21 protein-coding genes are annotated in these 23,092 nt (G+C 70.1%); 8 read left to right on the forward strand and 13 right to left on the reverse strand.

What is annotated here, in order from left to right; genetic code table 11:
- Window positions 1–73: 73 nt before the first annotated feature.
- Genes H629_RS0106790 through H629_RS0106810 form a run of 5 tightly spaced genes read right to left on the reverse strand, consistent with a single transcriptional unit; the run spans window position 74 to window position 5,328 of the window.
- Window positions 74–904, reverse strand: a complete 831-nt coding sequence (locus H629_RS0106790) for an ABC transporter ATP-binding protein (protein ID WP_024356538.1) — start codon at window positions 902–904, stop codon at window positions 74–76.
- On the reverse strand, window positions 901–1,767 hold the full coding sequence (locus tag H629_RS0106795) for an ABC transporter ATP-binding protein (RefSeq protein ID WP_024356539.1): 867 nt from the start codon (window positions 1,765–1,767) through the stop codon (window positions 901–903). Before H629_RS0106795 ends, H629_RS0106790 begins: the two co-directional genes overlap by 4 nt.
- Window positions 1,767–2,702: an ABC transporter permease gene (locus H629_RS0106800; protein ID WP_024356540.1), complete on the reverse strand. Its 936-nt coding sequence runs from the start codon at window positions 2,700–2,702 to the stop codon at window positions 1,767–1,769. The genes H629_RS0106795 and H629_RS0106800 overlap by 1 nt, the downstream gene beginning before the upstream one ends.
- A complete protein-coding gene (locus H629_RS0106805; RefSeq protein ID WP_024356541.1) occupies window positions 2,699–3,646 on the reverse strand; it encodes an ABC transporter permease in 948 nt (315 codons plus the stop codon). Before H629_RS0106805 ends, H629_RS0106800 begins: the two co-directional genes overlap by 4 nt.
- Window positions 3,647–3,675: 29 nt before the next feature.
- On the reverse strand, window positions 3,676–5,328 hold the full coding sequence (locus H629_RS0106810) for an ABC transporter substrate-binding protein (protein ID WP_240471073.1): 1,653 nt from the start codon (window positions 5,326–5,328) through the stop codon (window positions 3,676–3,678).
- A 225-nt stretch (window positions 5,329–5,553) separates the two neighbouring features.
- Here H629_RS0106810 and H629_RS0106815 point away from each other — a divergent pair, with 225 nt between their 5' ends.
- Window positions 5,554–6,564 carry a LacI family DNA-binding transcriptional regulator gene (locus H629_RS0106815; RefSeq protein WP_051137837.1) on the forward strand — a complete coding sequence of 337 codons (1,011 nt, stop codon included), beginning with the start codon at window positions 5,554–5,556 and terminating at the stop codon, window positions 6,562–6,564.
- 154 nt (window positions 6,565–6,718) lie between these two features.
- Here the strand turns inward: H629_RS0106815 and H629_RS0106820 are convergent, their stop codons facing one another.
- Genes H629_RS0106820 through H629_RS0106830 form a run of 3 tightly spaced genes read right to left on the reverse strand, consistent with a single transcriptional unit; the run spans window position 6,719 to window position 9,530 of the window.
- Window positions 6,719–7,933, reverse strand: coding sequence for an NADP-dependent isocitrate dehydrogenase (locus H629_RS0106820; RefSeq protein ID WP_024356544.1), 1,215 nt, complete (start codon window positions 7,931–7,933; stop codon window positions 6,719–6,721).
- 47 nt (window positions 7,934–7,980) lie between these two features.
- Entirely contained in the window at window positions 7,981–9,282 is a 1,302-nt protein-coding gene (gene nagA, locus H629_RS0106825; RefSeq protein ID WP_024356545.1) for an N-acetylglucosamine-6-phosphate deacetylase, read from the reverse strand.
- A complete protein-coding gene (locus H629_RS0106830; RefSeq protein WP_205618692.1) occupies window positions 9,279–9,530 on the reverse strand; it encodes a sugar phosphate isomerase family in 252 nt (83 codons plus the stop codon). Before H629_RS0106830 ends, nagA begins: the two co-directional genes overlap by 4 nt.
- Window positions 9,531–9,572: 42 nt before the next feature.
- Here H629_RS0106830 and H629_RS0106835 point away from each other — a divergent pair, with 42 nt between their 5' ends.
- The 6 genes from H629_RS0106835 (at window position 9,573) to H629_RS0106860 (ending at window position 14,498) form a co-directional block, all read left to right on the forward strand.
- Complete coding sequence (locus H629_RS0106835) at window positions 9,573–10,490, forward strand: ROK family protein (protein ID WP_024356547.1); 918 nt, start codon at window positions 9,573–9,575, stop codon at window positions 10,488–10,490.
- A 9-nt stretch (window positions 10,491–10,499) separates the two neighbouring features.
- Window positions 10,500–10,958, forward strand: coding sequence for a GNAT family N-acetyltransferase (locus tag H629_RS0106840; protein ID WP_024356548.1), 459 nt, complete (start codon window positions 10,500–10,502; stop codon window positions 10,956–10,958).
- Window positions 10,955–11,902: an EamA family transporter RarD gene (gene rarD, locus H629_RS0106845; RefSeq protein ID WP_024356549.1), complete on the forward strand. Its 948-nt coding sequence runs from the start codon at window positions 10,955–10,957 to the stop codon at window positions 11,900–11,902. Before H629_RS0106840 ends, rarD begins: the two co-directional genes overlap by 4 nt.
- 9 nt (window positions 11,903–11,911) lie before the next feature.
- A complete protein-coding gene (locus H629_RS0106850; protein ID WP_024356550.1) occupies window positions 11,912–12,226 on the forward strand; it encodes a metal-sensitive transcriptional regulator in 315 nt (104 codons plus the stop codon).
- A 181-nt stretch (window positions 12,227–12,407) separates the two neighbouring features.
- Window positions 12,408–13,376, forward strand: coding sequence for a polyphosphate kinase 2 (gene ppk2, locus H629_RS0106855; RefSeq protein WP_024356551.1), 969 nt, complete (start codon window positions 12,408–12,410; stop codon window positions 13,374–13,376).
- Window positions 13,377–13,421: 45 nt separating this feature from the next.
- On the forward strand, window positions 13,422–14,498 hold the full coding sequence (locus H629_RS0106860; RefSeq protein ID WP_024356552.1) for an LCP family protein: 1,077 nt from the start codon (window positions 13,422–13,424) through the stop codon (window positions 14,496–14,498).
- Between the two features lie 120 nt (window positions 14,499–14,618).
- Here the strand turns inward: H629_RS0106860 and H629_RS0106865 are convergent, their stop codons facing one another.
- Both H629_RS0106865 and H629_RS0106870 read right to left on the reverse strand, forming a co-directional pair.
- Complete coding sequence (locus H629_RS0106865; RefSeq protein ID WP_024356553.1) at window positions 14,619–15,083, reverse strand: FAD synthase family protein; 465 nt, start codon at window positions 15,081–15,083, stop codon at window positions 14,619–14,621.
- A 94-nt stretch (window positions 15,084–15,177) separates the two neighbouring features.
- A complete protein-coding gene (locus H629_RS0106870; protein WP_205618693.1) occupies window positions 15,178–16,452 on the reverse strand; it encodes an O-antigen ligase family protein in 1,275 nt (424 codons plus the stop codon).
- Window positions 16,453–16,626: 174 nt separating this feature from the next.
- On the opposite strand from H629_RS0106870, the gene H629_RS0106875 reads away from it, so the two are divergent.
- Complete coding sequence (locus H629_RS0106875) at window positions 16,627–17,847, forward strand: YveK family protein (RefSeq protein WP_024356555.1); 1,221 nt, start codon at window positions 16,627–16,629, stop codon at window positions 17,845–17,847.
- A 145-nt stretch (window positions 17,848–17,992) separates the two neighbouring features.
- Here the strand turns inward: H629_RS0106875 and H629_RS0106880 are convergent, their stop codons facing one another.
- The 3 genes from H629_RS0106880 to H629_RS0106890 are packed head-to-tail and all read right to left on the reverse strand — an operon-like array spanning window position 17,993 to window position 23,050.
- Window positions 17,993–18,709 carry a CDP-alcohol phosphatidyltransferase family protein gene (locus H629_RS0106880; RefSeq protein ID WP_024356556.1) on the reverse strand — a complete coding sequence of 239 codons (717 nt, stop codon included), beginning with the start codon at window positions 18,707–18,709 and terminating at the stop codon, window positions 17,993–17,995.
- A 4-nt stretch (window positions 18,710–18,713) separates the two neighbouring features.
- On the reverse strand, window positions 18,714–22,376 hold the full coding sequence (locus tag H629_RS0106885; protein WP_024356557.1) for a fibrinogen-like YCDxxxxGGGW domain-containing protein: 3,663 nt from the start codon (window positions 22,374–22,376) through the stop codon (window positions 18,714–18,716).
- Between the two features lie 26 nt (window positions 22,377–22,402).
- The gene (locus H629_RS0106890) at window positions 22,403–23,050 is read right to left on the reverse strand and encodes a hypothetical protein (RefSeq protein WP_024356558.1); all 648 of its coding nucleotides are present in this window, start codon (window positions 23,048–23,050) and stop codon (window positions 22,403–22,405) included.
- Window positions 23,051–23,092 lie beyond the last annotated feature (42 nt).

The raw sequence follows: 23,092 nt of genomic DNA on the forward strand, positions 1-23,092 counted from the left end.
ATCAGGATCGGAGTCCGCCCGCCGCGGCCCGGATCCGGCGTTCTCGGCCGCCGGATCCGGATCGTCGCAAGGCTCAGGCCTCGTCGGCGAGCAGCGTTTCGCGGAGTCCGCGTTGCGGGTGCCAGCCGGGGCGGGGTGCCGAGGCGATGAGGAGGCGGGTGTAGGGCTGCTGCGGGCGGTCGAGTACGGCGTCGACGGTGCCGCGCTCGATGATGCGGCCCTTGCGCATCACCACGACATCGTCGGCGATGTCGCGCACGACGGAGAGGTCGTGCGTGATGAAGAGGTAGGAGAGGCCGTGCTCGGTGCGGAGCTTCTTGAGGAGGTCGAGCACCTGGGCCTGCACCGACACGTCGAGCGCGGAGACGGCCTCGTCGAGCACGATGATCTCGGGCTCCGCGGCGAGGGCGCGGGCGATCGCGACGCGCTGCTTCTGCCCGCCTGAGAGCGCGGCGGGTTTGGCGTCGGCGTGGCGTTCGGTGAGGCCGACCTCGTCGAACAGTTCGAGCACGCGGGCGCGGCGTCCGGCCTTGTCGAGGTCGGGGCGGTGCGCGCGCAGCATCTCGTCGATGGTCGCCGCCACCGGCAGGGAACGGTTGAGCGAGCCTTGCGGGTCTTGGAAGACCATCTGCACGAGCTTGGCCCGTTCGCGCAGGGCGCGGCGTGCGGTGGTGGGTTTCACGTCACGGCCCGCGATCCGCACCGTGCCAGAGTCTGCCGATTCGAGGCCGACGATGACGCGGGCGAGGGTCGATTTGCCCGATCCGGATTCGCCGACCACGGCGAGGCAGGTGCCGGCCCGGAGCTCGCAGGAGACGTCGTCGAGTGCGGCGACGCTGGCTTTGCGGCTCAGGTGGAAGGTGCGTTTGAGGTGTTCGACCTCGATGATGGGCTGCTCGCTCATGCGCCTGCCTCCTCGGTGTTCGCGCTGCTGTCGGGCCTGCTCGCGGCGTGTGCTCCTGCGTCGGGCACGGGGTGACCGGCGGGGTAGAGCAGCGGGCGGGCGGCCATGAGGGCGCGGGTGTACTCGGTCTCGGGATGATCGCGGATGTCGTCGGGGGTGCCGATCTCGAGGATCTCCCCGTCTTTCATGACGGCGAGCCGGTCGCAGACTGCGGCGGCGAGGTCGAGGTCGTGGGTGACGAAGATCATCGAGAGTCCGTGCTCGCGCCGCATCTCGTCGAGGATCGCGACGACCTCGGCCTGCGTGGTGACGTCGAGGGCGGTGGTCGGCTCGTCGGCGAGCAGCAGCTTCGGCTCGCCGGAGATCGCGCCGGCGATCACGACGCGCTGCAGCATGCCGCCCGAGAGCTGGTGCGGGTACGAGGCGAGCACCCGCTCGGTGTCGGTGATGCCGACCTGCCGCAGCAGATCGGCGGCCTTCGCCTGCGCATCGGCGCGGCTCATGGTGCGGGCATCGCTCATGCCCTCGACGAGGAAGCGGCCGACGGGCAGCACGGGGTTGAGGGCTCCGTGGGGGTTCTGCGCGATGAGTGCGAGATCGTTGGCGCGGATCTTCCGCAGCTGCTCGCCGCCGGCGGCGAGCAGGTCGGTGCCGTCGAGCTCGATCCGCCCCTCGACCCGAGCCCCTGAGGGTTCGATGCCGAGGATGCATTTGAGGGTCATCGACTTGCCCGATCCGGACTCGCCGACGAGGCCGAGGGCCTCGCCCTGGGCGAGCGCGAAGGAGTTGCCGTGGAGGATCTCGGTCTCGGCCCCGGTCTCGGGGTCGGTGACGGTGAGGACGAGGTTCTCGATAGTCAGCATCAGCGGGTCCTTCCTGAAGCGCGGCGACCGCCGAGCTGTTCGCCGACGTACCCGAAGGCCGCGACGGTGATCACGATGGCGAGGCCCGCGAAGATGCTCTGCTCCCAGTAACCCTGCTGCAGCGACGCCTGCCCGTTGGAGACCATGAGGCCCCAATCGGCGGTGGGCGGTTGCACGCCGAGCCCGAGGAAGGACAGCGCGGCCAGCTCGATCATGGCGTAGCCGAAGTTGATCGTCATACCGGTGAGGATCTGGGTGCGCACGTTCGGCAGGATGTGCCGCACGGTGATCACGAACCCCGAGATGCCCTGCAGCTGCGCCGACGAGACGTAGGGCAGGTTGCGTTCGCGCAGCGCGACCGAGCGGATCACGCGCGCCGAGTACGGGGTGAACCCGATCGCGAGCGCGATCGATGCCGTCAGCAGCGACGGCCCGAAGATCGCGACCGCGAGGATCGCGAGGAGCATGTTGGGGAACGCGAAGAGGATGTCGAGAATCCGGCTGATGAACGCGTCGACCTTGCCGCCGAACCAGACCGCGGTGAGCGCGAGCGTGGTCGCGAGCACCGCGGTGACCACGATCACGATGAGCGGCCCGACGAGGCTGGTGCGGGCACCCCAGATGATGCGGGAGAAGATATCGCGACCCGACTGGTCGGTGCCCATGAGGTGCGCGAGGCTCCACGCCTCGTGGCGGGCGGTGACGCTGCCCTCGTAGGGGTCGTAGGGCGCGATGACCGGAGCGAGCACGGCCATGAGCACCACGAGCAGGATGACGCCGAGGCACACGATCCCGATCGGGCCGAGACGCTTCGCGATGAGACGCCACCCGGAGATGGGCACATCGCCGCGGTGCTTGCGCAGCAACTGCACCGCGACGGTGTCCTGCGCGGAGGTGTTCGTGGATGGTTTGCGTGTGGACTTCTGCTGAGTCATCGTGCCGCTCCCTTGCTCAGCCGGACCCGGGGATCGATCACCGCGTACAGCAGATCGACGATCAGATTGATGAGACCGAAGGCCAGCACCATGATGAGGGCGATCGCCTGCACCACCGCGAAGTCCTTCTTCTGCACCGAGTTCACCAGCAGCGACCCGATGCCATCGAGCGTGAAGGCGTACTCGATGACGAACGCGCTCGCGAGCAGGCCCGCGATCTGGGTGCCGAGCACCGTCGACACGGGCAGCATCGAGTTGCGAATCGTGTGCCGCCACAGCACGAACTGCTTCGGCACGCCGCGGGCGATCGCCATGATCACGTGCTCGGAGCCCTGCTCCTCCCGCACCGCGGTTCGCGTGATGCGCGCCACGACCGAGATACCCGGGAACGCGAGCGCGAGCGCCGGCAGCGTGAGATGCCACAACCGGTCGGTGAAGCCCTCACCGGATCCCGAGACCGGGAACCAGCCCAGGTTCGAACCGAAGAGCGCCATGAGGATCAGCGCGGCGAAGAACGTCGGAACCGCGAAGCCGAGGTTGGATCCGAACACCACGAGCTTCTCGAACACGCCCGAGCGGGTCGCGGCGAGCACGCCGAGGCCCACACCGAACACGATGATCAGGATCGCGGCGAACGCCGCGAGGAACAGCGTGGTGGGCAGGCGGGACATGACCAGGGTCGACACGTCCTGCTGCGTCAGCAGCGAACGGCCGAGATCGCCCTGGAACACATCCAGCAGCCAGTGCCAGTACCGCAGCAGGAAGGGATCGTCCAGACCGTACTGGGCGCGGATCGTGGCAAGCACCTCCGGGCTGACGGTGCGGCCCTGGACCAGGAACTGCTCCGGGCTGCCCGGCGCCAGATACATGCCGGCGAACACGATGAAGCTGGACACGACGAGCACCGCGATGAGCGCTCCGATCCGTTGCAGCACGTAGATCATGAACGATCCCTTCCTGCTGGGGTCACCGACTACTCGGCGGAGCCGAGGTCAGCGGCCCACGGGTAGTAGAGGTAGACGAACGAGGCGGGAGCGCCCGTGATGGCCTCGTCCATGTACATGCGGACGGCGAGGTCGTTGATGGGCACCCACGGCTGCTGGTCCATGATGAGCGCCTCGGCCTCGACCGTGAGCTCGGCGCGCTTCTGCGGGTCGCTCTCGGCGAGCGCGGCGTCGAGTGCCGCGTCAACGGCGGGGTCGGAGAAGCCCGAGTAGTTCTGGTCGCTGCCGGTCTTCGCAACGCTGACCAGGTGCAGCAGCGGATCGGGCGCGCTCATGTAGTTGGTGGTCACGAATCCGTCGTAGCCCTTGCGCGCCTCGGGGTCGGAGAAGAACGCACCGAACTGGGCGCTCGGCACACCGGTCGGCTCGAGCGTGATGCCGAGCTCCTTGGCGCCATTCGCCATCTCGTTCAGGATGTCGGCGTAGAAGCCGCGCTCGCTCGGGTAGGCGATCTTGATGGGCTGCGAGAGATCCGCGTCGCTCTTCTCGAGGTCGGCCTTCGCGGCTTCGAGGTCGAAGCTCAGGTCGGGCAGCTCTTCGTCGCGCAGCTCGGCGACGCCGTCGATCGCGTCCCAGGGCGCCTGCGGCACGACGGAGCGCGACGGGGTGCCGGTGCCCTCGTAGACGGTGTCGGCGATGGCCTGGCGATCGGTGGCGCGGGTGATGGCGCGGCGCACGTCGGGATCACCGAAGAGGCCGTTGCCGGTGGAGATGATGGCCATGATCTGCATGCCCTCGCCGAAGTAGAGGTTGCCCGAGGTGCTGTTCGCGAGCTCGCTCAGCGCGGGCAGGGGCACGTCGTACGAGCCCTGGATCTCACCGGCGGCGAGTGCCGTCGAGATGGCGGTGGGGTCGACCACGAAGCTGATCTCGATCTGCTTGGCCTTCGCCTGCTTGTCGGCGTTCCAGTAGCCGTCGAAGCGGTCGAGGGTGATCGACTGACCCTGCTTCCAGTCACCGGGGGTGTACTGGAACGGGCCGGTGCACATCACGCCGGTGTCGGGGTTGCCGTAGTTCTCACCGGCGGCCTTGCGCTGCTTCTCCTGCACGACCACCCCGAGCACGGTCGAGAAGGAGGAGGGCAGCAGCTGGTCGGGGGTGTTCAGGGTGACGGTGATCTCGGAGTCGCCGCTCTTGACGACATCGGCGATGTTCGCGGTGACGCCGCCGGTCCAGTAGCTGCCCTCGGCGGGATCGTTGTGGCGCTTGAGCGAGTAGACGACGTCTTCGACGGTCATCGGGGTGCCGTCCCAGAAGGTGACGTCGTCGCGGATGCCGATCTTCCAGGTGAGGCCGTCTTCGGTCTCCGCGCCCGTCGCGAGGTTGGGCTCGATCGAGAAGTCGGGCTGCATCTGGAAGAGCGGCTCGCAGAGGTTCGTGACCACGGTGTTCTCGGAGTAGTTGAACGCCTTGGCGGGGTCGAGGCTGGCGAGCTCGCCGTAGGTCGAGTTCCAGGTGACCTTGTCGGCTTCGCCGGTGGCCGCCGGGGTGGTCTGCAGCAGTTCGAGGTCGGCGGTGCCGCCGCTCTCCCCGCCGCCGCGGCTGCCCGAGGCGCAGCCGGCGAGCGCCAGGCCCGTGATGGCAAGCAGGGCGATCGCCGCCCGTGTCTTTGCGAGTGTCACGTTGTTCTCCATTCGAAGTTTCGTCGTTGAATCCTCCTGGTCCGGCACTGCGCTGGACGAAGACCCACGAGGATGCTAGCACCCAAAACGATTTGTGAAAAACGTTTTGGGTGCAACGTTTCGATAACGGAACCGGGTTTCTCCCCGGTGTTCGCACCCATCGCACCGGCGCCGTCCGGCTATCCTGACGGGGTGCAGCGCAGTGGCAGACCGACCATCAAAGACGTGGCGCGGGCGGCTGGCGTCTCCCCCACCACCGTCTCGCACGCCCTGAACGGCAAGGGCGTCGTGCGACGGGAGACCGCCGAACGCATCGAGCGCATCGCCTCCGAGATCGGCTACCGCCCGAGCGCCATCGCACGCGGGCTGCAGAGCTCGCGACTCGGGCTGCTCGCCCTCGTGATCCGCCCCTTCCACAGCCTCGACACCTTCCTGCCCGAGGGCGTCGACTACTTCCTCCGCATCGCCGGCGCCGCGTCGCTCAGCGCAATGGAGCGCGGCTACAGCATGATGCTCATCGACGACCCCACACGCCCCGGCGTGCCGCCCAGCGCCCTCGCCGCCGACGCCTACATCGTGACGGAGCCCTTCGAGAACGATCCCGTGCTCACCATGCTCTCGGAGCAGCGCATCCCCTTCGTCACCGTCGGCGCCGACCCCGCACGACGCGGCCTCTTCCACTCGATCGACGAATCCGCGGGGCAGCAGGCGCGCACCATGATGAACCACCTCTCGGAGGCAGGAGCACGACGCATGGCGCTCGTCACCGGCACCGACCGCAACGACTGGAACCTCGGCTCCCGCCAAGCGCTCATCGAGTGGAGCGAGGCGCGAGGTCAGAAGCCGCTCGTGCTGGCACTGCCCGAGGCGGAGGGCGAGCAGGTCGGCGATCGGGTCATCGACCACTTCTTCTCAGGAGATCCCACCGATCGCCCCGACGCGATCTTCTGCCTGACCGGCCGTCACGCGGCCGGCGTGACCGACGCGGCGATCCGACGCGGTATCCGCGTACCCGAGGACCTGCTCATCGCGGCAGGGTCGGGGGCGATGCAGAACCGCACCTCGAAGCCCACGGTCACGACGCTCGACCTGCGCCCGGAGCAGACCGCGCAGATCGCAGTCGAGGCCGCCGTGGCCCTTGCGGAAGGACGCCCCGTGGCGGAGCCGCTCACGGCGCCGGAGGCCACGCTCGAGATCCGCGAGTCCACCTCCCGGGCGCCCGTTCACGCGCCGTAGCCGCCGCACGACACGCACCGATCCGCGCTCCGGCGCCTCGTCCTCCGCGCACCGGGCGCCTGACCGTCGACCGGTGCGGCACGCAGCTTCGAACGCAGCAGGGGGCCGGCGCCGAAGCGCCGGCCCCCTGCGCGGACCGCGGGGCGAGTGAGGACTACGCCAGTCGCTGCTGCAGGTTCTCGTCGATCGCGGCGAGGAACTCCTCAGTGGTGAGGTAGCTCTGATCCGGGCCGACCAGCAGCGCCAGATCCTTCGTCATCTTGCCCGACTCGACGGTCTTGATGACGACGTCCTCGAGGGTGTGCGAGAAGTCGATCAGCTCCTGGTTCTCGTCGAGCTTGCCGCGGTGCGCGAGACCGCGCGTCCACGCGAAGATCGAGGCGATCGGGTTCGTCGAGGTCGGCTTGCCCTGCTGGTGCTGACGGTAGTGGCGGGTCACGGTGCCGTGGGCGGCCTCGGCTTCGACGACCTTGCCGTCGGGGGTCGCCAGCACCGAGGTCATGAGACCGAGCGAGCCGAAGCCCTGCGCCACGGTGTCGGACTGCACATCGCCGTCGTAGTTCTTGCAGGCCCAGACGTAGCCGCCCTCCCACTTCATGGCCGAGGCGACCATGTCGTCGATGAGGCGGTGCTCGTAGGTGAGGCCCGCGGCCTCGAACTGCTCCTTGAACTCGGTGTCGTAGACGTCCTGGAAGATGTCCTTGAAACGGCCGTCGTAGGCCTTGAGGATCGTGTTCTTCGTGGAGAGGTACACCGGGTAGTTGCGCGAGAGGCCGTAGTTGAGCGAGGCGCGCGCGAAGTCGCGGATCGAGGCGTCGAGGTTGTACTGCACCTGGGCGATGCCGTCGCCCGGCGACTGGAAGACCTCGAACTTCTGCGGCTCGCCGCCGTCCTTCGGGGTGAACTCGACGGTCAGCGTGCCCTCGCCCTGGAAGCGGAAGTCGGTGGCGCGGTACTGGTCGCCGAATGCGTGGCGGCCGATGATGATCGGCTTGTTCCAGCCGGGCACGAGGCGCGGAATGTTGGAGATGATGATGGGCTCGCGGAAGATTACGCCGCCGAGGATGTTGCGGATCGTGCCGTTCGGCGAACGCCACATCTTCTTCAGGCCGAACTCCTCGACGCGGGCCTCGTCGGGGGTGATGGTGGCGCACTTCACGCCCACACCGTGCTTCTGGATCGCGTGCGCCGCGTCGATGGTGACCTGATCGTCGGTCGCGTCGCGGTGCTCCATGCCGAGGTCGTAGTAGTCGAGCGTGACGTCGAGGTACGGGTGGATCAGACGGTCCTTGATGAACTGCCAGATGATGCGCGTCATCTCGTCGCCGTCGAGCTCGACGACCGTACCTTCAACCTTGATCTTCGCCAACGCTTCTCCCACTCTCGTATTCCGTATGTATGAAGCCGCCGCCCATCCTACCCGAGAGCGGCTGGGATATCTCGACATCGAGATATATCGGGGGTCCGGCCGCCGCGGATCACCCCGGTGACGCGCAGATCGGGATCGAGCACGACGGCGTCCATGCGCCGGCCGACGGCGAGATCGCCCACGTCGCCCCAGCCCATCGCCCGTGCCGGGTTCGCGGCCGTCAAACGCACCGCCTCCCGCAGCGCATCGTGCCGGCCGGCCGCCGCGCCCTCGACCCAGTCGCGGAACAGCCCGTCCATAGTGGCGGTGCTCCCGGCGATCGTGCCGATGCCCGCCACGCGCGCGACACCGCCCGAGACCTCGACGTCGAGCGCCCCCAGACGGTAGGCGCCGTCACCGCACGCGGCGGCCCCCATCGCGTCGGTCACGAGCATCGCCCGTCCGGTGCCCCCGTGGGCGGCCGCCCACCGCGCGAGCGCGGTATGCAGGTGCGTGCCGTCGGCGATCAGCTCGACAGCGACCCGCGGATCCTCGAGCAGCGCGAGCACCGAACCCGGCTCACGGTGGTGCAGCGGGCGCATCGCGTTGAAGAGGTGGGTGGCCACCGTGGCGCCGGCGTCGATCGCGCGGAGGACGCAGTCGTAGTCGGCGTCGGTGTGCCCGATGGCGACCACCACCCCCGCGCGCACGAACCGCTCGATGGCGTCCATCGCACCGGGCAGCTCGGGTGCGATCGTGACCATCGCGATCGCGTTGTGGGGCGCGGATCCGGATCCGCCGCCCGCCACCGCCTCTGGGCGCGGCTTCGCTGCTCGACCCGCGCCCTGATCCGCGTGCGGATCCGCAAGCTGGCCCGCGAGCGAGCCCGCGCGCAGCAGCGCGTCGATCTCCGCGGGATCCGGCTCGCGCAGCAGCGCGGGATCGTGCGCCCCCGCGCGCTCGGGGCTCAGCCACGGGCCCTCGAGATGGATCCCACGCAGTTCGCCTGCCGCGACGAGGCCGGCGAGCATCCGCACACCCTCGAGCAACCGCGCGGGGGTGTCGGTCACGAGACTCGCAAGGCTCGTCGTCGTGCCGTGCGCGAGATGCGCCGCGCGCGCCCGCCGCGCGAGCTCCGCTGAGCCGTCGGTGTAGCCCGCCCCTCCGCCGCCGTGCACGTGCACATCGACGAAGCCGGGCACGAGCACGGCGTCGCCGAGATCGCAGTCGGCGGGCACGGGCGGGCGACCGCCGCCGACTCCCGTGACCCTGCCGCGCTCGAACGCCACCCAGCCCGGCTCGTGCACGGCCGAGGCCGTCACCACGCGTGCAGCGGCGACAAGGCCGGTGCCCGACGGCGCGCTCGTCACGCCGAGCCCTCCGGCAGCTGCTCCTGCACGTACTCGTAGTAGTCGTAGAACCGCAGCTGCGACGCTGCGGCCCGGTCGATCACCACGACCGCATCGGGGTGCAGTTGCAGCGCGCTCGCGGGGCAGATGCTCGCGAGAGGCCCCTCGATCATCTGCGCCACGGCCTCGGCCTTGCCCTCGCCCTGCACCACGAGCAGCAGCTGCCGCGCCTCGAGGATCGTGCCGAGCCCCTGCGTGACGCAGTGCACCGGCACCCGGTCGGGCGCTTCGAAGAAGGCGGGAGGTGCGGCATGAACGGCGCCCTGCGGATCGGCATGGACATCGGCGGCACCAAGACCGAGGCGGTGGCCCTCGACCGCGACGGCACGGTCGTGGCGGTGGCCCGGATCGCGACGGTTGGGGGCCCGGACGGCGTGGTCGGCACGGCGGAGCGCGTGATCGCGATGCTCTCCGAGCAGACGGGGTGCGCGGTCGCCGAGTTCGCGTCGGTGGGAGTCGGGATCCCCGGCCGCATCGACCGCGAGCACGGCGAGGTGCACAACGCGTACAACCTCGGCCTCGCGTGGCTGCCGCTGGCGGGGCGGCTCGCCGACGCCACGGGGCTGCCGGTGGCGCTCGACAACGACGTCACCGCGGCGGCGATCGGCGCCGCCCATCTCATGCGCCTCGACGGGGTGGTGGCCTACCTGAATCTCGGCACAGGGCTCGCGGCGGGCCTCGTGATCGACGGCGCTCCGGTCAGGGGCGCGCAAGGCGTCGCCGGGGAGATCGGTCATCTGCCCGTCGACCCGCTCGAGCGCCCCTGCCCGTGCGGGCAGCGCGGCTGCATCGAGACGGTCGCGAGCGGTTCGGCGCTGAAGCGGTACTGGCCTGCCGGCGGGGACCACCCGGGGAGGGTGCTGCTCGCCGCGGTCGATGCCGGCGATGTCGAGGCCGTGCACGCTTTCGAGCAGCTGGTGCGCGGTGCGGCGAGCTGCGTGCGGCTGCTGTCGCTGACGCTCGATCCGCACACCGTGATCATCGGCGGGGGCCTGCGCTTCCTGGGTTCGCGGCTGCTTGACGGCATCCGCGAGACGCTCGACGGCTGGGCCGCGCAGTCGCCCTTCCTCGGGATGCTCGATCTCTCGGGCCGGGTCGAACTGCTCGCCGCCGACTCCTCGGCGGCCGCGGTCGGAGCCGCGCTCGCCAGCGAAGGCCGGAGGCGCTAGCCTGGGTTCATGAGCGCTCTGAGACTCGAAGAACTGTCCGCCGCGACCATCGTGGCCGTGAACACGCTCGGCCTGAAGCCGGGCCAAGAGCAGTTCATCACCCCGGTCTCGTACGCCGCAGCGGCGGCCGTCACGCCGGTGCACACCGCCTGGCAGCGCGTCGTTCTCGACGCCGACCGCGTCGTCGGCTTCGTGCACGGAAACTTCGATCCGGATGCTCCGCAGGAGGAGTTCCGCGCCGCGCTCTGGCGCATCAACGTCGACGCCGAGGCGCAGGGCATGGGCGTCGGCGCCTTCGCGGTGAACGCGCTCGTCGAAGAGGCGCGCCGGCGCGGCGTCGGCCGTCTCACCGTGCTGTGGGAGCCCGGCGATGACGGCCCCGAGGGCTTCTTCCTGCACATGGGCTTCACGCCGATCGGAGAGACGCCCTACGGCGAGATCATCGGCGCAATCGACCTCGCGGATTGAGCCGCCCGCTCCGCCCGGGCCCGCTCGGCTCGGGCGGTCGCGGCGTCCTCGTCTCTGTCGCCTCGTCGGTGCTCTTCGGCGGCATCTACTTCGTCACGCCGCTGCTCGCTCCGGCGTCGGCCGAGGCGATCTGGGGCATCCGCAACCTCATCACGATCCCGGTGATCGCGGTGGCGCTGCTCGCCATCCGGCAGTGGCACCTCATCACCGAGGTGGGGCGGCGCATCCGGCGATCCCCGGTGCTGGCGCTCGGGATCCTCGTCTGCGGCGTGCTCGTCGCCGCGCAGCTGTGGGTGTTCAGCTGGGCCCCGCTGCACGGGCGCGGCCTGCAGGTGGCCCTCGGATACTTCCTGCTGCCGCTCGTGCTCGTGGTGGTGGGCCGCGTCCTCTATCGTGACCGGCTGGCCTGGTGGCAGTGGCTCGCCCCCGCCTGCGCCGCCGCGGGCGTCGTCTTCGAGCTGGTCCGGGTGGGCGGAGTGTCGTGGGAGACACTGCTCGTGGCGCTCGGCTATCCCGTCTATTTCGTGCTGCGTCGTGCGCTCGGAATCGGCCACCTGGGCGGCATGTTCTGGGAGTTCCTGGCGCTCGCCCCCGTCGCGGTCGTCATGCTGGTGATCGAGATCGCCGATGGATCCGCCACGGCCGCGAATCCTGCGCTGTGGTGGGCCGCCCCGGTGTTCGCGATCGCCTCGGGCGTCGCCCTGATGTGCTACCTCGCGGCCTCGCGCCTGCTCACGATGAGCCTGTTCGGCCTGCTCAGCTATCTCGAGCCGGCACTGCTCATGATCGCGTCGCTGCTGAACGGCGAGCGGATCTCGCCCCAGGAGTCGGTCATCTACGGCGCCATCTGGGTTGCGGTGCTGGTGCTCGTGGTGGGCGGGGTGTCGCGGTTGCGGTCGGGGCGCGGATCGCCCTCCGCGGATCCTCCGCGGGACGACGTGTAGGGTTCTCGCATGAGCGAAGCGACCGACGCCTCCTGCGAGCACGACACCCACGGCTACATCGACCACAAGGACGATCTGCTGAAGCGGCTGCGGCGCGCCGAGGGCCAGGTGCGCGGCGTGCACCGCATGGTCGAGAACGACGAGTACTGCATCGACATCCTGACGCAGGTGTCGGCGGCGACGAAGGCGCTCGAACGGGTGGCGCTCGCACTGCTCGACGACCACCTCGCGCACTGCGTCGCCTCAGCCGCCGCGGAGGGCGGCGAGGTGGCGGCCGAGAAGCTGCACGAGGCCTCCGCCGCAATCGCCCGACTCGTGCGCTGACGGTGCTGCGAGTCTGCGGCGCTGAGCTTCACGGCGCAGCGGTGTTGCGGCTCCCTCACAAATGACGGGTCGCTGAGGGGCGCCGCGTTGGAGGTGTCCTCGGGGCTTGCTGTGAGCGGACCATGCCCGCCGTAGACTGGGAAGTGCGCCCGCGCTGATCCACTCGAACCGAAGGAATCACATGGTCAACGGCCCCGAACACGCGCCCGCAGACGACACCTTCGAGATGGCCGCTCCCGGCCAGATCGACGTCACGCCCGAGATCGACGAGATCGCCGAGCTGCGGCGCAAGGGCCGCGCTCCGAAGCTCGACGACGGCCCGGATGCGCCGTGGCGGCAGGGCTACCCCTACGACGTGAAGATCTCCCGTCGCGCTTACGAGCGCGAGAAGCGCAAACTGCAGATCGAGTTGCTCAAGCTGCAGGCCTGGGTGAAAGAGACCGGCCAGAAGATCGTGATCCTCTTCGAGGGCCGCGATGCCGCCGGCAAGGGCGGCGCCATCAAACGCTTCACCGAGCATATGAACCCCCGCGGCGCGCGGGTGGTGGCGCTGGAGATCCCCACCGAGCGCGAGCAGACGCAGTGGTACTTCCAGCGCTACGCGGCGCATCTGCCGTCGGCGGGCGAGATCGTGATGTTCGACAGGTCCTGGTACAACCGGGCCGGGGTCGAGCGGGTCATGGGCTACTGCACGCCGCAGCAGTACCTCGAGTTCACCCGATCCGCCCCGGAGTTCGAGCGCATGCTCGTGAACTCGGGCGTACACCTCGTCAAGTTCTGGTTCTCGGTGGGCAAAGCCGAGCAGCACGAGCGCTTCGTCTCACGCTCCTCCGACGAGGTGAAGCAGTGGAAGCTGTCGCCCACCGACCTCGCCTCGCTCGACAAGTGGGACGACTACACCGCCGCGAAGGAGGCGATGTTCTTCTACACTGATACGCCGCACGCCCCCTGGACCGTCGTGAAGTCGAACGACAAGAAGCGGGCCCGCCTGGAGGCCATGCGCTGGGTGCTCTCGCGCTTCGACTACCCCAACAAAGACGTGAAGCTCGTCGGCAATCCGGATTCGAAGATCATCGGCCCGCCCGCCACGGTTTACGATGAGGGTGAGACGCCCACCGGCACCTTCCCGGTGGTGGGTTCGCCGAGGTAGTCGGACCCGCTCACCCGGCGCCCGCTGACACCCGAGGAGCAGGCCATGACCGACGATCGAACCCCCGCATCGTCAGCTCCGGGCCGCACGGGTGCCGCGCCCCGCCGCATGCGCCGCGGCCTGCGCAACACGCTCATCGCCCTCGGCGTGCTCGTGGTGCTGCTCGGCATCGCCGCGGGCGTCGCATACGCACTGCTCGCAAGCACCTACAACGAAGTGCAACGGGTGAGCATCGAGCAGGATCCCGCCCTCGAACGACCCGCGGCGGTGCAGCCCGCGCCGGGCGAGCAGGCGCCGATCAACATCCTGCTGCTCGGCTCCGACTCGCGCGAGACCACCGACCCGGCTGCGTCGGCCGAAGACCTCCGGGGCTTCCGCAGCGACGCCATCATGGTGGCGCAGATCTCGCCCGACCGTCAGCACCTCACGGTCATGTCGATCATGCGCGACAACTGGGTCGAGATCCAGGGCCACGGCGAGGCGAAGATCAACGCGGCCGTCGCCTTCGGCGGGCTGCCGCTCGCGGTCAACACCGTCGAGAACTTCATCGGGGCGCGCATCGACCACGTCGCGCTCATCGACTTCGAGTCGTTCAAGGGGCTCACCGACGCCGTGGGCGGGGTGACCGTGCACAACGACGTCGCCTTCACGTCCACGCACGGCGGCTTCGACTTCGCCGCGGGCGAGGTCGCCCTCGACGGCGAGCGGGCCCTCGGCTTCGTTCGCGAGCGCTACTCCTTCGTCGACGGCGACTACCAGCGGGCGCGCAACCAGCAGGCCTACCTCAAGGCGCTCGCCCAGAAGGTGATGAGCTCCGAGACGCTGCGCAGCCCCGGGCGGCTCGTCGACACTTTCCAGGCGTTGAAACCCCACCTCATCCTCGACGAAGGCCTCGATCTCGGCACTGCCGTGGCCCTCGGCTACGATATGCGCGATCTGCGCAGCGACGACATCGAGTTCTTCACGAGCCCCACACTCGGCACGGGCACCTCGGCCGACGGGCAGTCGATCGTGCTCCCCGACTGGGCCGAGATGGCGAAGGTGCAAGCCGCGTTCCAGAACGGCACCCTGAACGAGTACGCGGCGACCCGCACCCCGGGCTCCGGGCTCCCCCAGGGGTGAGCGCCAAGCGCCCGCCCCGCCCCACGCCCGTTCAGTCGGCCTGTTCGTACCGAGTCGGCCTACGATTCGCGCGAGAAGCAGGCCGACTCGACACGAATAGGCCGTCTCAGTGAGCGAAGGCTAGCCCTGCAGCACGGCGACGGGGGCGGTGTCGAAGCGCGCGGCCGGCGTCTCGAGCAGTTCGAGGGCGCGCCGCAGCGCGGTGCTCGACGTGTGCGCCGTGTACGGGAAGTAGACGACCTCGACGCCCACCGCCGCGAAGCGGCGTTCGAGCTGCAGGCCCTTCTCGGTGCCCCGCCAGTCGTCGCCCTTGAAGAAGTGGGTGAAGCGCACCTCGCGCCACACCTCGAGCTTGTCGGGCACGCGCTCCACGTAGACCTCGTCGACGAAGTCGATGTGGCGCACGATCTCCTCGCGCTCGGCCGTGGGGATCACGGGTTCGCTGCCCTTCACCTCGCGCAGCATCTCGTCGCTCACCACTCCCGCGACGAGGTAGTCGCACTGCTGCTTCGCATGCCGCAGCAGGTTCAGGTGGCCGATGTGAAACAGGTCGAATGCTCCCGCTGCATAGCCGATGCGCGTCATGGTGCTCCCCTTCGCCGGCGCCGGCCGCCCCCTTGCGAACCGTGCGCTTCACGTCAGCGTAAGTTCGGCACCCCCGGCGGCGCATCGGCGGGAACTACGTAAGCTGCGCGTGGGGTGCGGCGGATCGCCGGGCCGCACCCGCCCCGGGCTCGGCGCGGTGCACGGGATCGCGCGATCCCGGCCCGGCCCGCTCGCCGTCGTCGCGTTCCCGCAGCGCGAGCGCCGCGACGGCGAAGGAGACGATCAGCCCGTTCGGCAGCAGGCCGTAGTAGGTGCTCTCGACGAGCGTCACCAGCTGCACCGTGTGCAGCACGAGCACGACGGGGCCCTGCCATCGCGCAGTGGCGACCACGAGCCAGACGAGCGCGAGCATGAAGCAGAGCAGTGCGGGCAGCCCGTGCGAGAACATCACCATCCAGACGTGCCCCTGCGTGCCCACTGCGGGCGGCGAGGTGTACGAGGGCCGCGGAGCGCCGTAGCCGAAGAACGGCGAGTCGAGGGTGCGCACCCAGGTCTCCTCGTAGAGGGTGGAGCGGGTCGTCGTCGACGCGCTCACCTCCACGCGGTCGGAGAGCCGCGAGAACAGGTCGAGCCCCACTGCGAGTCCCACGCCGAGCAGGCCGAGCGCGCCGAGCGATAGCACCTCGCGCGTGCGGCCAGCCATGATGAAGCGCACGAAGCAGTAGGCGCCAGCCACCACGAGCCCGATGAACATGCCCCGGTTGAGGGAGAGGATCGCGGGCACCAGCGACACCGGAACGGCGATGAGCACGCACCAGAACCGCCACCCTCGGCGCACCACGTCGAGGTAGGCGATCGCGATCGGCAGGGTGACCGAGTACACGTTGCCCCAGGCGTTCGTGTACAGGAAGGGCGCCGACGGCCGCGGCGCGAGTTCGAGCCACCCGTCGGGGTTGTACTGCGCGGTGCGCCGCACGGCCATCTCGTCGATCAGCTCGTTCTGCAGCAGCGACGGCGGCAGGATGTAGCCGAGCGGCGACCTGAACGAGAACTCCGGGAAGAACACTCCCGCGTAGCCCCCCAGCCAGGTGTAGACCCAGAACGCGGTGAAGACGCCCAGCACGTAGCGCATCGTGAGCCGCTCGCGGGCGTTGTAGACGTACACGAACACGAGCGTCACCACGAGGTAGAGCATCGCGCGGTAGACGAAGCCGACGAGGCGCCCGCTCGTGTCGATGCCGATCACCGAGACGAGCATGAGCACGAGGAACAGCAGCCAGATCCCGAAGCCGCGGGGCGCGCGGATCCCGCCCCGCCGGATCATCAGCACCAGCATGCAGCCCGCGAGCGGGATCCACGCCATCTCGGCGACGCCCAGCACCCACCAGAGCGGGAACCAGACGATCATCGCAGTGAGGGGCCATCTCGGCAGCGCAGCGCGTTCGACGGCCGCCCCGTCCACTGTCACGCCCCCTGATCGCATGCTCTTCTCATTCCCCTGCTTTCCTTTAGGATAAGCACACCACCGGGTTCTCGGGCGTTTCCGTTCACGAGTTCCCCTGCCGAAGGAGGCGGAGCGTCAATGGGCGGCAGCGCAGCGAACGATCAGACCCTCGGGATCTCGCGGTACCTCTCCGTGCTCCGCCGGCAGCGCTGGATCGCGCTCGCCGGGGTGCTCGCGGGCGTGGTCGCAGCGGGCGCCTACCTGCTGGTCGCCCCGCACACCGTCACCGCGACCACCGCGGTCAACCTCAACGTCATCACCACGGAGCCGTTCAACCAGCAGCGGCCCGCGTCGGGGCTGCTGGACGCCGCGACCGAGGCCGACATCGCGAGCTCGCACGTGGTCGCCGAGGGCGCGGCCGAACTGCTGGGCGGTGCGTTCACGGCTTCGCAGGTGCGCGCCTCGTCGCGGGTCTCCTCCTCCGGGGGCGCCTCGGTGGTGCGCGTCGCGTTCACCGCTCCGACCGCGCGGGAGGCGGTGCGCGGCGCCGATGCGATCGCGCAGGCCTACCTGGAGTTCCGCAGCGATCAGGCGCAGCAGCGCATCGACACCATGCTGACGAGCATGAACACCCGCGTCGAGAAGCTCAACGAGGCGCTGCTGCAGGCCAACCGCGAGCTCGTCTCGGCCGAACCGGGCACGACCGACTACGCGCAGGCGGTCTCGCAGCAGCAGCAGATCCAGGTCGAGCTCGACAGTCTGCTGTCGCAGCGCAATGCCCTCTCCAACGTCGACACGACGGGCGGCATCGTGCTCACCTCGGCCCGCGACAGCGACCTCGAGGAGAGCCCGTCGACGAGGATGACGCTCGCGACCGGGCTCGCTGGCGGACTGGTGCTCGGGATCATCGCCGCCTTCGCACGCAACCCCTTCGACCGGCGGCTGCGGTCTCCCTCCGATGTCGCCGACGCGCTGGGCGCGCCCATGCTCGCCGATCTCGACCCGCGACGGGGGGAGGTCTCCGATGACGACGCGCACGAGCAGATGCGGGTCGTGTTCGAGCGCCTGCGCAGCGACGCCGCGGCGACGGCGGGCCCTGTTCTGGTGTTCGACGCGCGCAGGAGCGAGCAGGAGTCTCGCGCGCTGCAGCGCCTCGAGACGATCTCGGACGGATCGGTGCAGTTCGAGCGCGTCGACGCGGCCGCGAGTCGCGCCGACGGGCTCGCGATGCTGCGCGAGGCGACGGCGGTGCTCGTGCTCTGCTCTCGGCGCACGGCTCTGGTCGAGGATGTGCGCTGGATCACGCAGGAGGCGCGCCGCGCCGGCACCCCGGTGGTGGGCTTCGTCTCCGAGGAGTGACCGGGGCGCCGGGCGCGCACCCGGGGCGCCGGGCGCGCAACCCGGGGCGCCGGGCGCGCAACCCGGGGCGCCGGGCGCGCAACCCGGGGCGCCGGGCGCACGGACGGGCGCCCGGACCGGAGCCCGGGCGCCCGAGGTGCGGCGATCAGAGCGCGCGCAGCTTGCGGTACTTGCGCCGCATCGACACCACGGCGTACACGGCGTTCACCGCGAACAGCACGAGGTAGACGGGTACGAACAGCAGGGGCGCGCCCCACAGCGCGAAGCTCCAGCAGAGCGTGCCGGTGTCGGTGGGGATGAGCGCGATCGACTTTCGCACGCCGGAGGGCTCCGGATCCTCCCCGCCGCGCTGGCGCACCAGCTGCTCGGCGAGGATCTGGCTCATGAACTGCCCTGCCGAGACCACGGCGTAGGCGAGGGCGACCCCGGCCGCCCACGTCAGGTCGGGCCGGTGCACCACGAGGGCCACCGCCACCGCGACGTGGGTGAGCGGGGTGCGGATCGCGTCGACGACGTGATCCATCCACTCCCCGGCAGGCCCGCCCGCCCCGGTGAGGCGGGCGAGCTGGCCGTCGGCCGAGTCGCAGGCGAAGCCGAGCGCGAGCAGCAGGGCCACGGCGATGCCGGTGCCGACCCGGGGCTCGGCGACCACGAGCAGCACGAGCCCGGCGAGCGAGCAGAGGGCGCTGATCGCGGTCACCCCGTTGGGAGTGAGCCCGACCGCAGCCGCGGCGGCCGCGATGCGCCGCCCGAGCCACCGGTTGACCCAGCGCATGTAGGCGGGCACCCCGGCGCCGCTCTTCTGCGCGTGCTGCAGTGTGGCGATGTTCTCGCGGTATGCGCGCGGGCTGCGGTCGAGCATGATCTCACTCCTCTTCGGGAACCGCGGGGGCGGGGGCGATCATGAATCGCCCACCGCCCTCGGGCGAGGACCCGCCTGCAGCCGGGGGAACGGCCGGGGAAGGTGCGGCGGGATCCTCTGTCTCCTCGGGCGATGGGGTCACCTGAGGGGCGGGGGTGCTCGGAGTCTCGGCCTGCGGTGCGGGCGCGGGATCGGCGGGCGCTTCGAGGGGCGCCTCGGCCGGTGCTTCGAGCAGTGCGGGCGGCGCAGCCGCCGCCCGCAGCGGGGTCGGGCTCACGGTGCCGATGGCCTGCAGCTCGAAGCTGTGGCTCGGCGTCGTGCGGTAGCCCGAGTGCACGGACACGGCGATCACGTTCGTGCCGGTGACGAGCAGCTCGCCCGGCACGGTGATCGTCACCGGGTTCGCGAGGGCGGAGGCGGCGTTCGGCGAGGCGGTCGCGTAGTTGTTCACGCCTGCCGGGTTGGCCGACACGTTCTGCCGTCCGACCTCGGTGCCGTTGACGTAGACCACGATGCCGTCGTCTGCCCGCGTGGTGATCTGCATCGACTCGACTCTCGTCGCGTCTGCCACCTCGAAGGCCCGGCGGTAGAACGACGCGTACGGCATCGGAGCCGGCGCCGACAGCGGCGTCGCGATCCCGGCGTGACCCCACCCGAAGGGTGCGGCTCCGGTCGACCAGCCTGCGGTGTCTGCGCCGAGGCTGGTCCAGTCGCCGCTCGGGCCTGCCGCGTTGTAGAGGTACACCCACTCGGAGGCCGGGCTCACGTAGGAGACCGTCTCGTTGCGCACCGGTTCGGCGCTCAGCGTGCCGACCGCTTGCAGGTCGAAGCTGTGGCTGGGCGTCGTTCGGTAGCCGGAGTGCATCGATACGGAGACCACGTTGGTGCCCGTCACCAGCAGCTCGCCCGGCACGGTGATCGTCACCGGGTTCGCGAGCGCGGTCGCCGCGTTGGGAGAGCTCGTCGCGTAGCTGTTCACACCGGCCGGATTGGCCGACACGTTCTGCCGTCCGACCTCGGTGCCGTTGACGTAGACCACGACGCCGTCATCGGCGCGGGTGGTGATCTCCATCGAGTCGACGAGGGTCGCGTCGGCGACCTCGAACGACTTCCGGTAGAACGAGGCGAGCGGTACGGGGCTCGGCGCCGACAGCGTCGTCGCGAGTCCGGCGTGGCCCCACCCGAACGGTGCGGCGCCCGTCGTCCAGGCCGACGCGTCGTAGCCGATGCCGGTCCACCCGGCTCCCGGTCCCGCCGCGTTGAAGAGGTACGACCACTCGTCTCCCGAGTTGATGTAGTTGACGGTGTCCGGCGTCTCCGGCGGCTCCTGCGCGAGCACGGCCGCGGTCGAGGCCGACTTGTTGCCTGCGGCGTCGACGGCGCGCACGAAGTACTTCGCGCCCGAGGCCGCGGGCGGCAGTTCGGCGCTCGTGCCGGTGACGGTCGCGACGACCCTGTCGTCGCGCATCACCTCGTACGCGGTGACGCCGGTGTTGTCGGTCGCCGCCGGCCAGCTCAGCGAGACCGCCGAGACGTCGCCGATGGCCGTGAGCCCGGCCGGTGTCGCCGGTGCGGTGACGTCGCGCTGGGCGTGGCGTGTGAAGCCGCTCGTCCACTGCCGCACGTAGCCGGGCCTGGTCGAGTACGACCAGTCGCCGCCCTGCCAGAGCGTGCCGTTCGAATCGACCATCAGCGCCCAGGAGCCCGCTCCGCGGTAGGTGCTGAAGGTGCCGTTGAACTGCGGGATCCGCTCACCGGTGCTCGCGCTCCAGGCGCCCGTCCCCCAGACCGCGTTGGCCGAGGTCCAGCCGGTGCCGATGTTCGGCCACAGCGTCTCTCCCTCGTACTGGGTCTCGAAGCAGTGGCAGCCGCCGTAGACGACGCCGTTGTACTCGGCGATCGCCTGGAAGTCGCCGCCGGCGTTGCCGATGGTGGTGCTCAGCACCGAGAAGTCGTCGCGCGAGTAGCTGAAGAGCGAGTGCTCGGCGCCGCCGAGCCACACCCGATCGCCCACCTCCTTGACGGCCTGCTGATAGCCGGCTCTGCCGCCGGTGCGGTTCGAGAAGAGCACGTTCCAGGTGAAGAGGTCGGTGCTCGTCGACGACAGCGCGGCGGCCTTGTCGGCGTCGCGGCCGCGGGACTGGCTGAAGTACCCGGCGAAGTAGGCCCGGTCGCCGCGCGGTGAGGCGTCGACAGCCATCACGGTGCCGTTGAACTCGGGGTTCCAGAGGTCGGGGGTGCCGTCGGTGACCGAGAGGCGGCCGCCGGCTCGCATGTAGCGCTCCTGGCTCGTGGAGCCGCCGGTGCCGTGGGTGAAGGAGCCGCCCACGTAGAGCCAGCCGTCCTGCACATCGAGCGCTCGGACGAGCGGGAATCCGCCGCTCAGCTTGTTGATGAGCCGGCCCGTGAACAGCGGGTCGAGCTCCCCGGTGGTGCCGTTGAGCACGGCGAGGCCGTTTCTGGGCTGCCCGTTCACCTCGGTGAAGAAGCCGCCCACGGCGATGCGGTTGCCCGGGAGGGCTGCGAGCGCTCGGATCGCGTTGTTGAAGGTGGGCCGGAAGCCGGGATCCCACTCTCCCGTGTCGCGGTTGAACGCGGCGAGGTAGGACTGCTGCTGGGCGCTGCCGCCGGCCGCCGTCTTCTGCACCGTGGTGAAGTTGCCGCCCACGTAGACCTTGCCGTTGTCCTCGGTGAACGCGGCGACCTCGTTGTTGCCCTCGATCGAGCTGGGGCCGTTGCCGGTGCCGGCGACGCTCCACGGCTGGGGCAGCGCGAAGCTGTCGACGACCGAGGTGGTGGTGACGGCGGGGGTGCCGGTGTCGGGGATCGGCTGGTAGACCTCGGTGCTCATGAGCTTGGGCCTGATGAAGACCTGGGTGAAGGGCCTGGCGTAGCCGGTCGAGGTGTCTTTCGACCAGAGGTAGCTGGTGGCGGAGGGGTTGCCGCGGATCTGCGATCCGAAGCCGAAGCCCATCTTCCAGCCCTCGTTGCTGCCGGTGGCCATCCGCACCCGGTTGTAGGAGTTGTCGCTGCCGAAGTTGGCGGTCTCACCGCCGCTGCGGGTGGTGTTGCCGATCTTGTAGGTGGCGACGCGCTGCTTGTTGTTGAACTGCCAGGTCCAGTCGGCGCGGGGGCTCGACAGGGTGAAGGTGAGGTCCTGCCAGGAGGTGCCCTGCTGGTTGGTGGCCCGCACGAGGCGGATGCCGTCGGGCAGGTCTTTGATGGGGGTGTTGTTCGCGAGCTGTCCGATGATCTCGGATGACAGCTGTCGCGGCAGGAACGCCTCGGGTCCGGTGACGGTGCTGCGCACCTGCTCGGGGGTTCCGGATCCGGCGTTCGCGACCCCCCAGCCGTCTCGGCCGCGCCCGACGAGCACCCAGCCGCCGCCGTTGCGGTCCTGGTCGCAGTAGAACTGCTGCGCGCCGCCCATGGCGGGGGTGGCGATCCAGTAGATGCCGCTCGGCGCGGCGGGCGTGGTCTGCTTGATCTCCCAGCAGGAGGCCGCCGCGGTCGCCTCGCTCAGCCCGTCGATGACGGGCGGGGTGGGGGCGGCCGTCGCAGCGGTCGGGGCGGCGAGCAGGCTCGCGGCGAGCGCGGCGGCGAGGGCGACGGCTGCAGCGCCGCCGCGGCGCAGCCTGCGCCGGGTCTCGGTTCGGTGTTCGAACATCTTCGTGTCTCTTTCGTTGCGGCGGCTCAGCAGGCCGGATCGTCGGGGAAGTCGTGCTTGGTCACTCGCCAGACGTCGTCGTCTCCGCGGGTGAGGGTGAAGCGGTGCAGGGCGCGGTTGTCGCGCGACGCCTCCGGGGCGATGGGCTCGCCTTCGGAGTCGAGCGTGTGCACCGCGGTGGCGTCGACGCAGCTCAGCGCGACGGCGCTGCGATCATCGGCGGCGGTCTCGACCGAGGTCTTGACGATCTCGGGCGTGCCGGAGATGCTCCAGCCGTTGACCACGAGCTCTTCCCACTGCACTTCGAGCTCGGAGGCGAAGGCGCCCGCCGCGAAGCTCGCGATCTGCTGGGCGAGGGCCCCTTCGTCCTCGCTCTGAGTGAGCGGTGCGCCGATGGCGGTCGCGATGAGCGTGCTCGCCGTGTCTTCGGTGAGTGAGCCCGCATCCCCCGAACCGCCCGCAGTTTCAGGGGAGTTCGGCGGCTCGGAGGATGCGGGGGCTTTGGTGGGCGGCGCTGCGCCCTCGGTCTTGGGGCCGGCCGCTTCGGGCTGCTGGGCACCTGCGGTGCTGAGCCAGATGCCCCCCGCGGTGGCTGCGAGCGTGGCCGCGATGATCGCGGCCAGCGCCCACCTCCTGCGCGGCGGCCGTACCGGGCCGGTGGGTTCGATGTTCATGGTGTCCCTGATTTCTGCGTGTGGTGGGCCGGACGAGCGGGT

This window comes from Leucobacter chironomi DSM 19883 (assembly GCF_000421845.1).
Classification (GTDB): Bacteria; Actinomycetota; Actinomycetes; order Actinomycetales; family Microbacteriaceae; genus Leucobacter; species Leucobacter chironomi.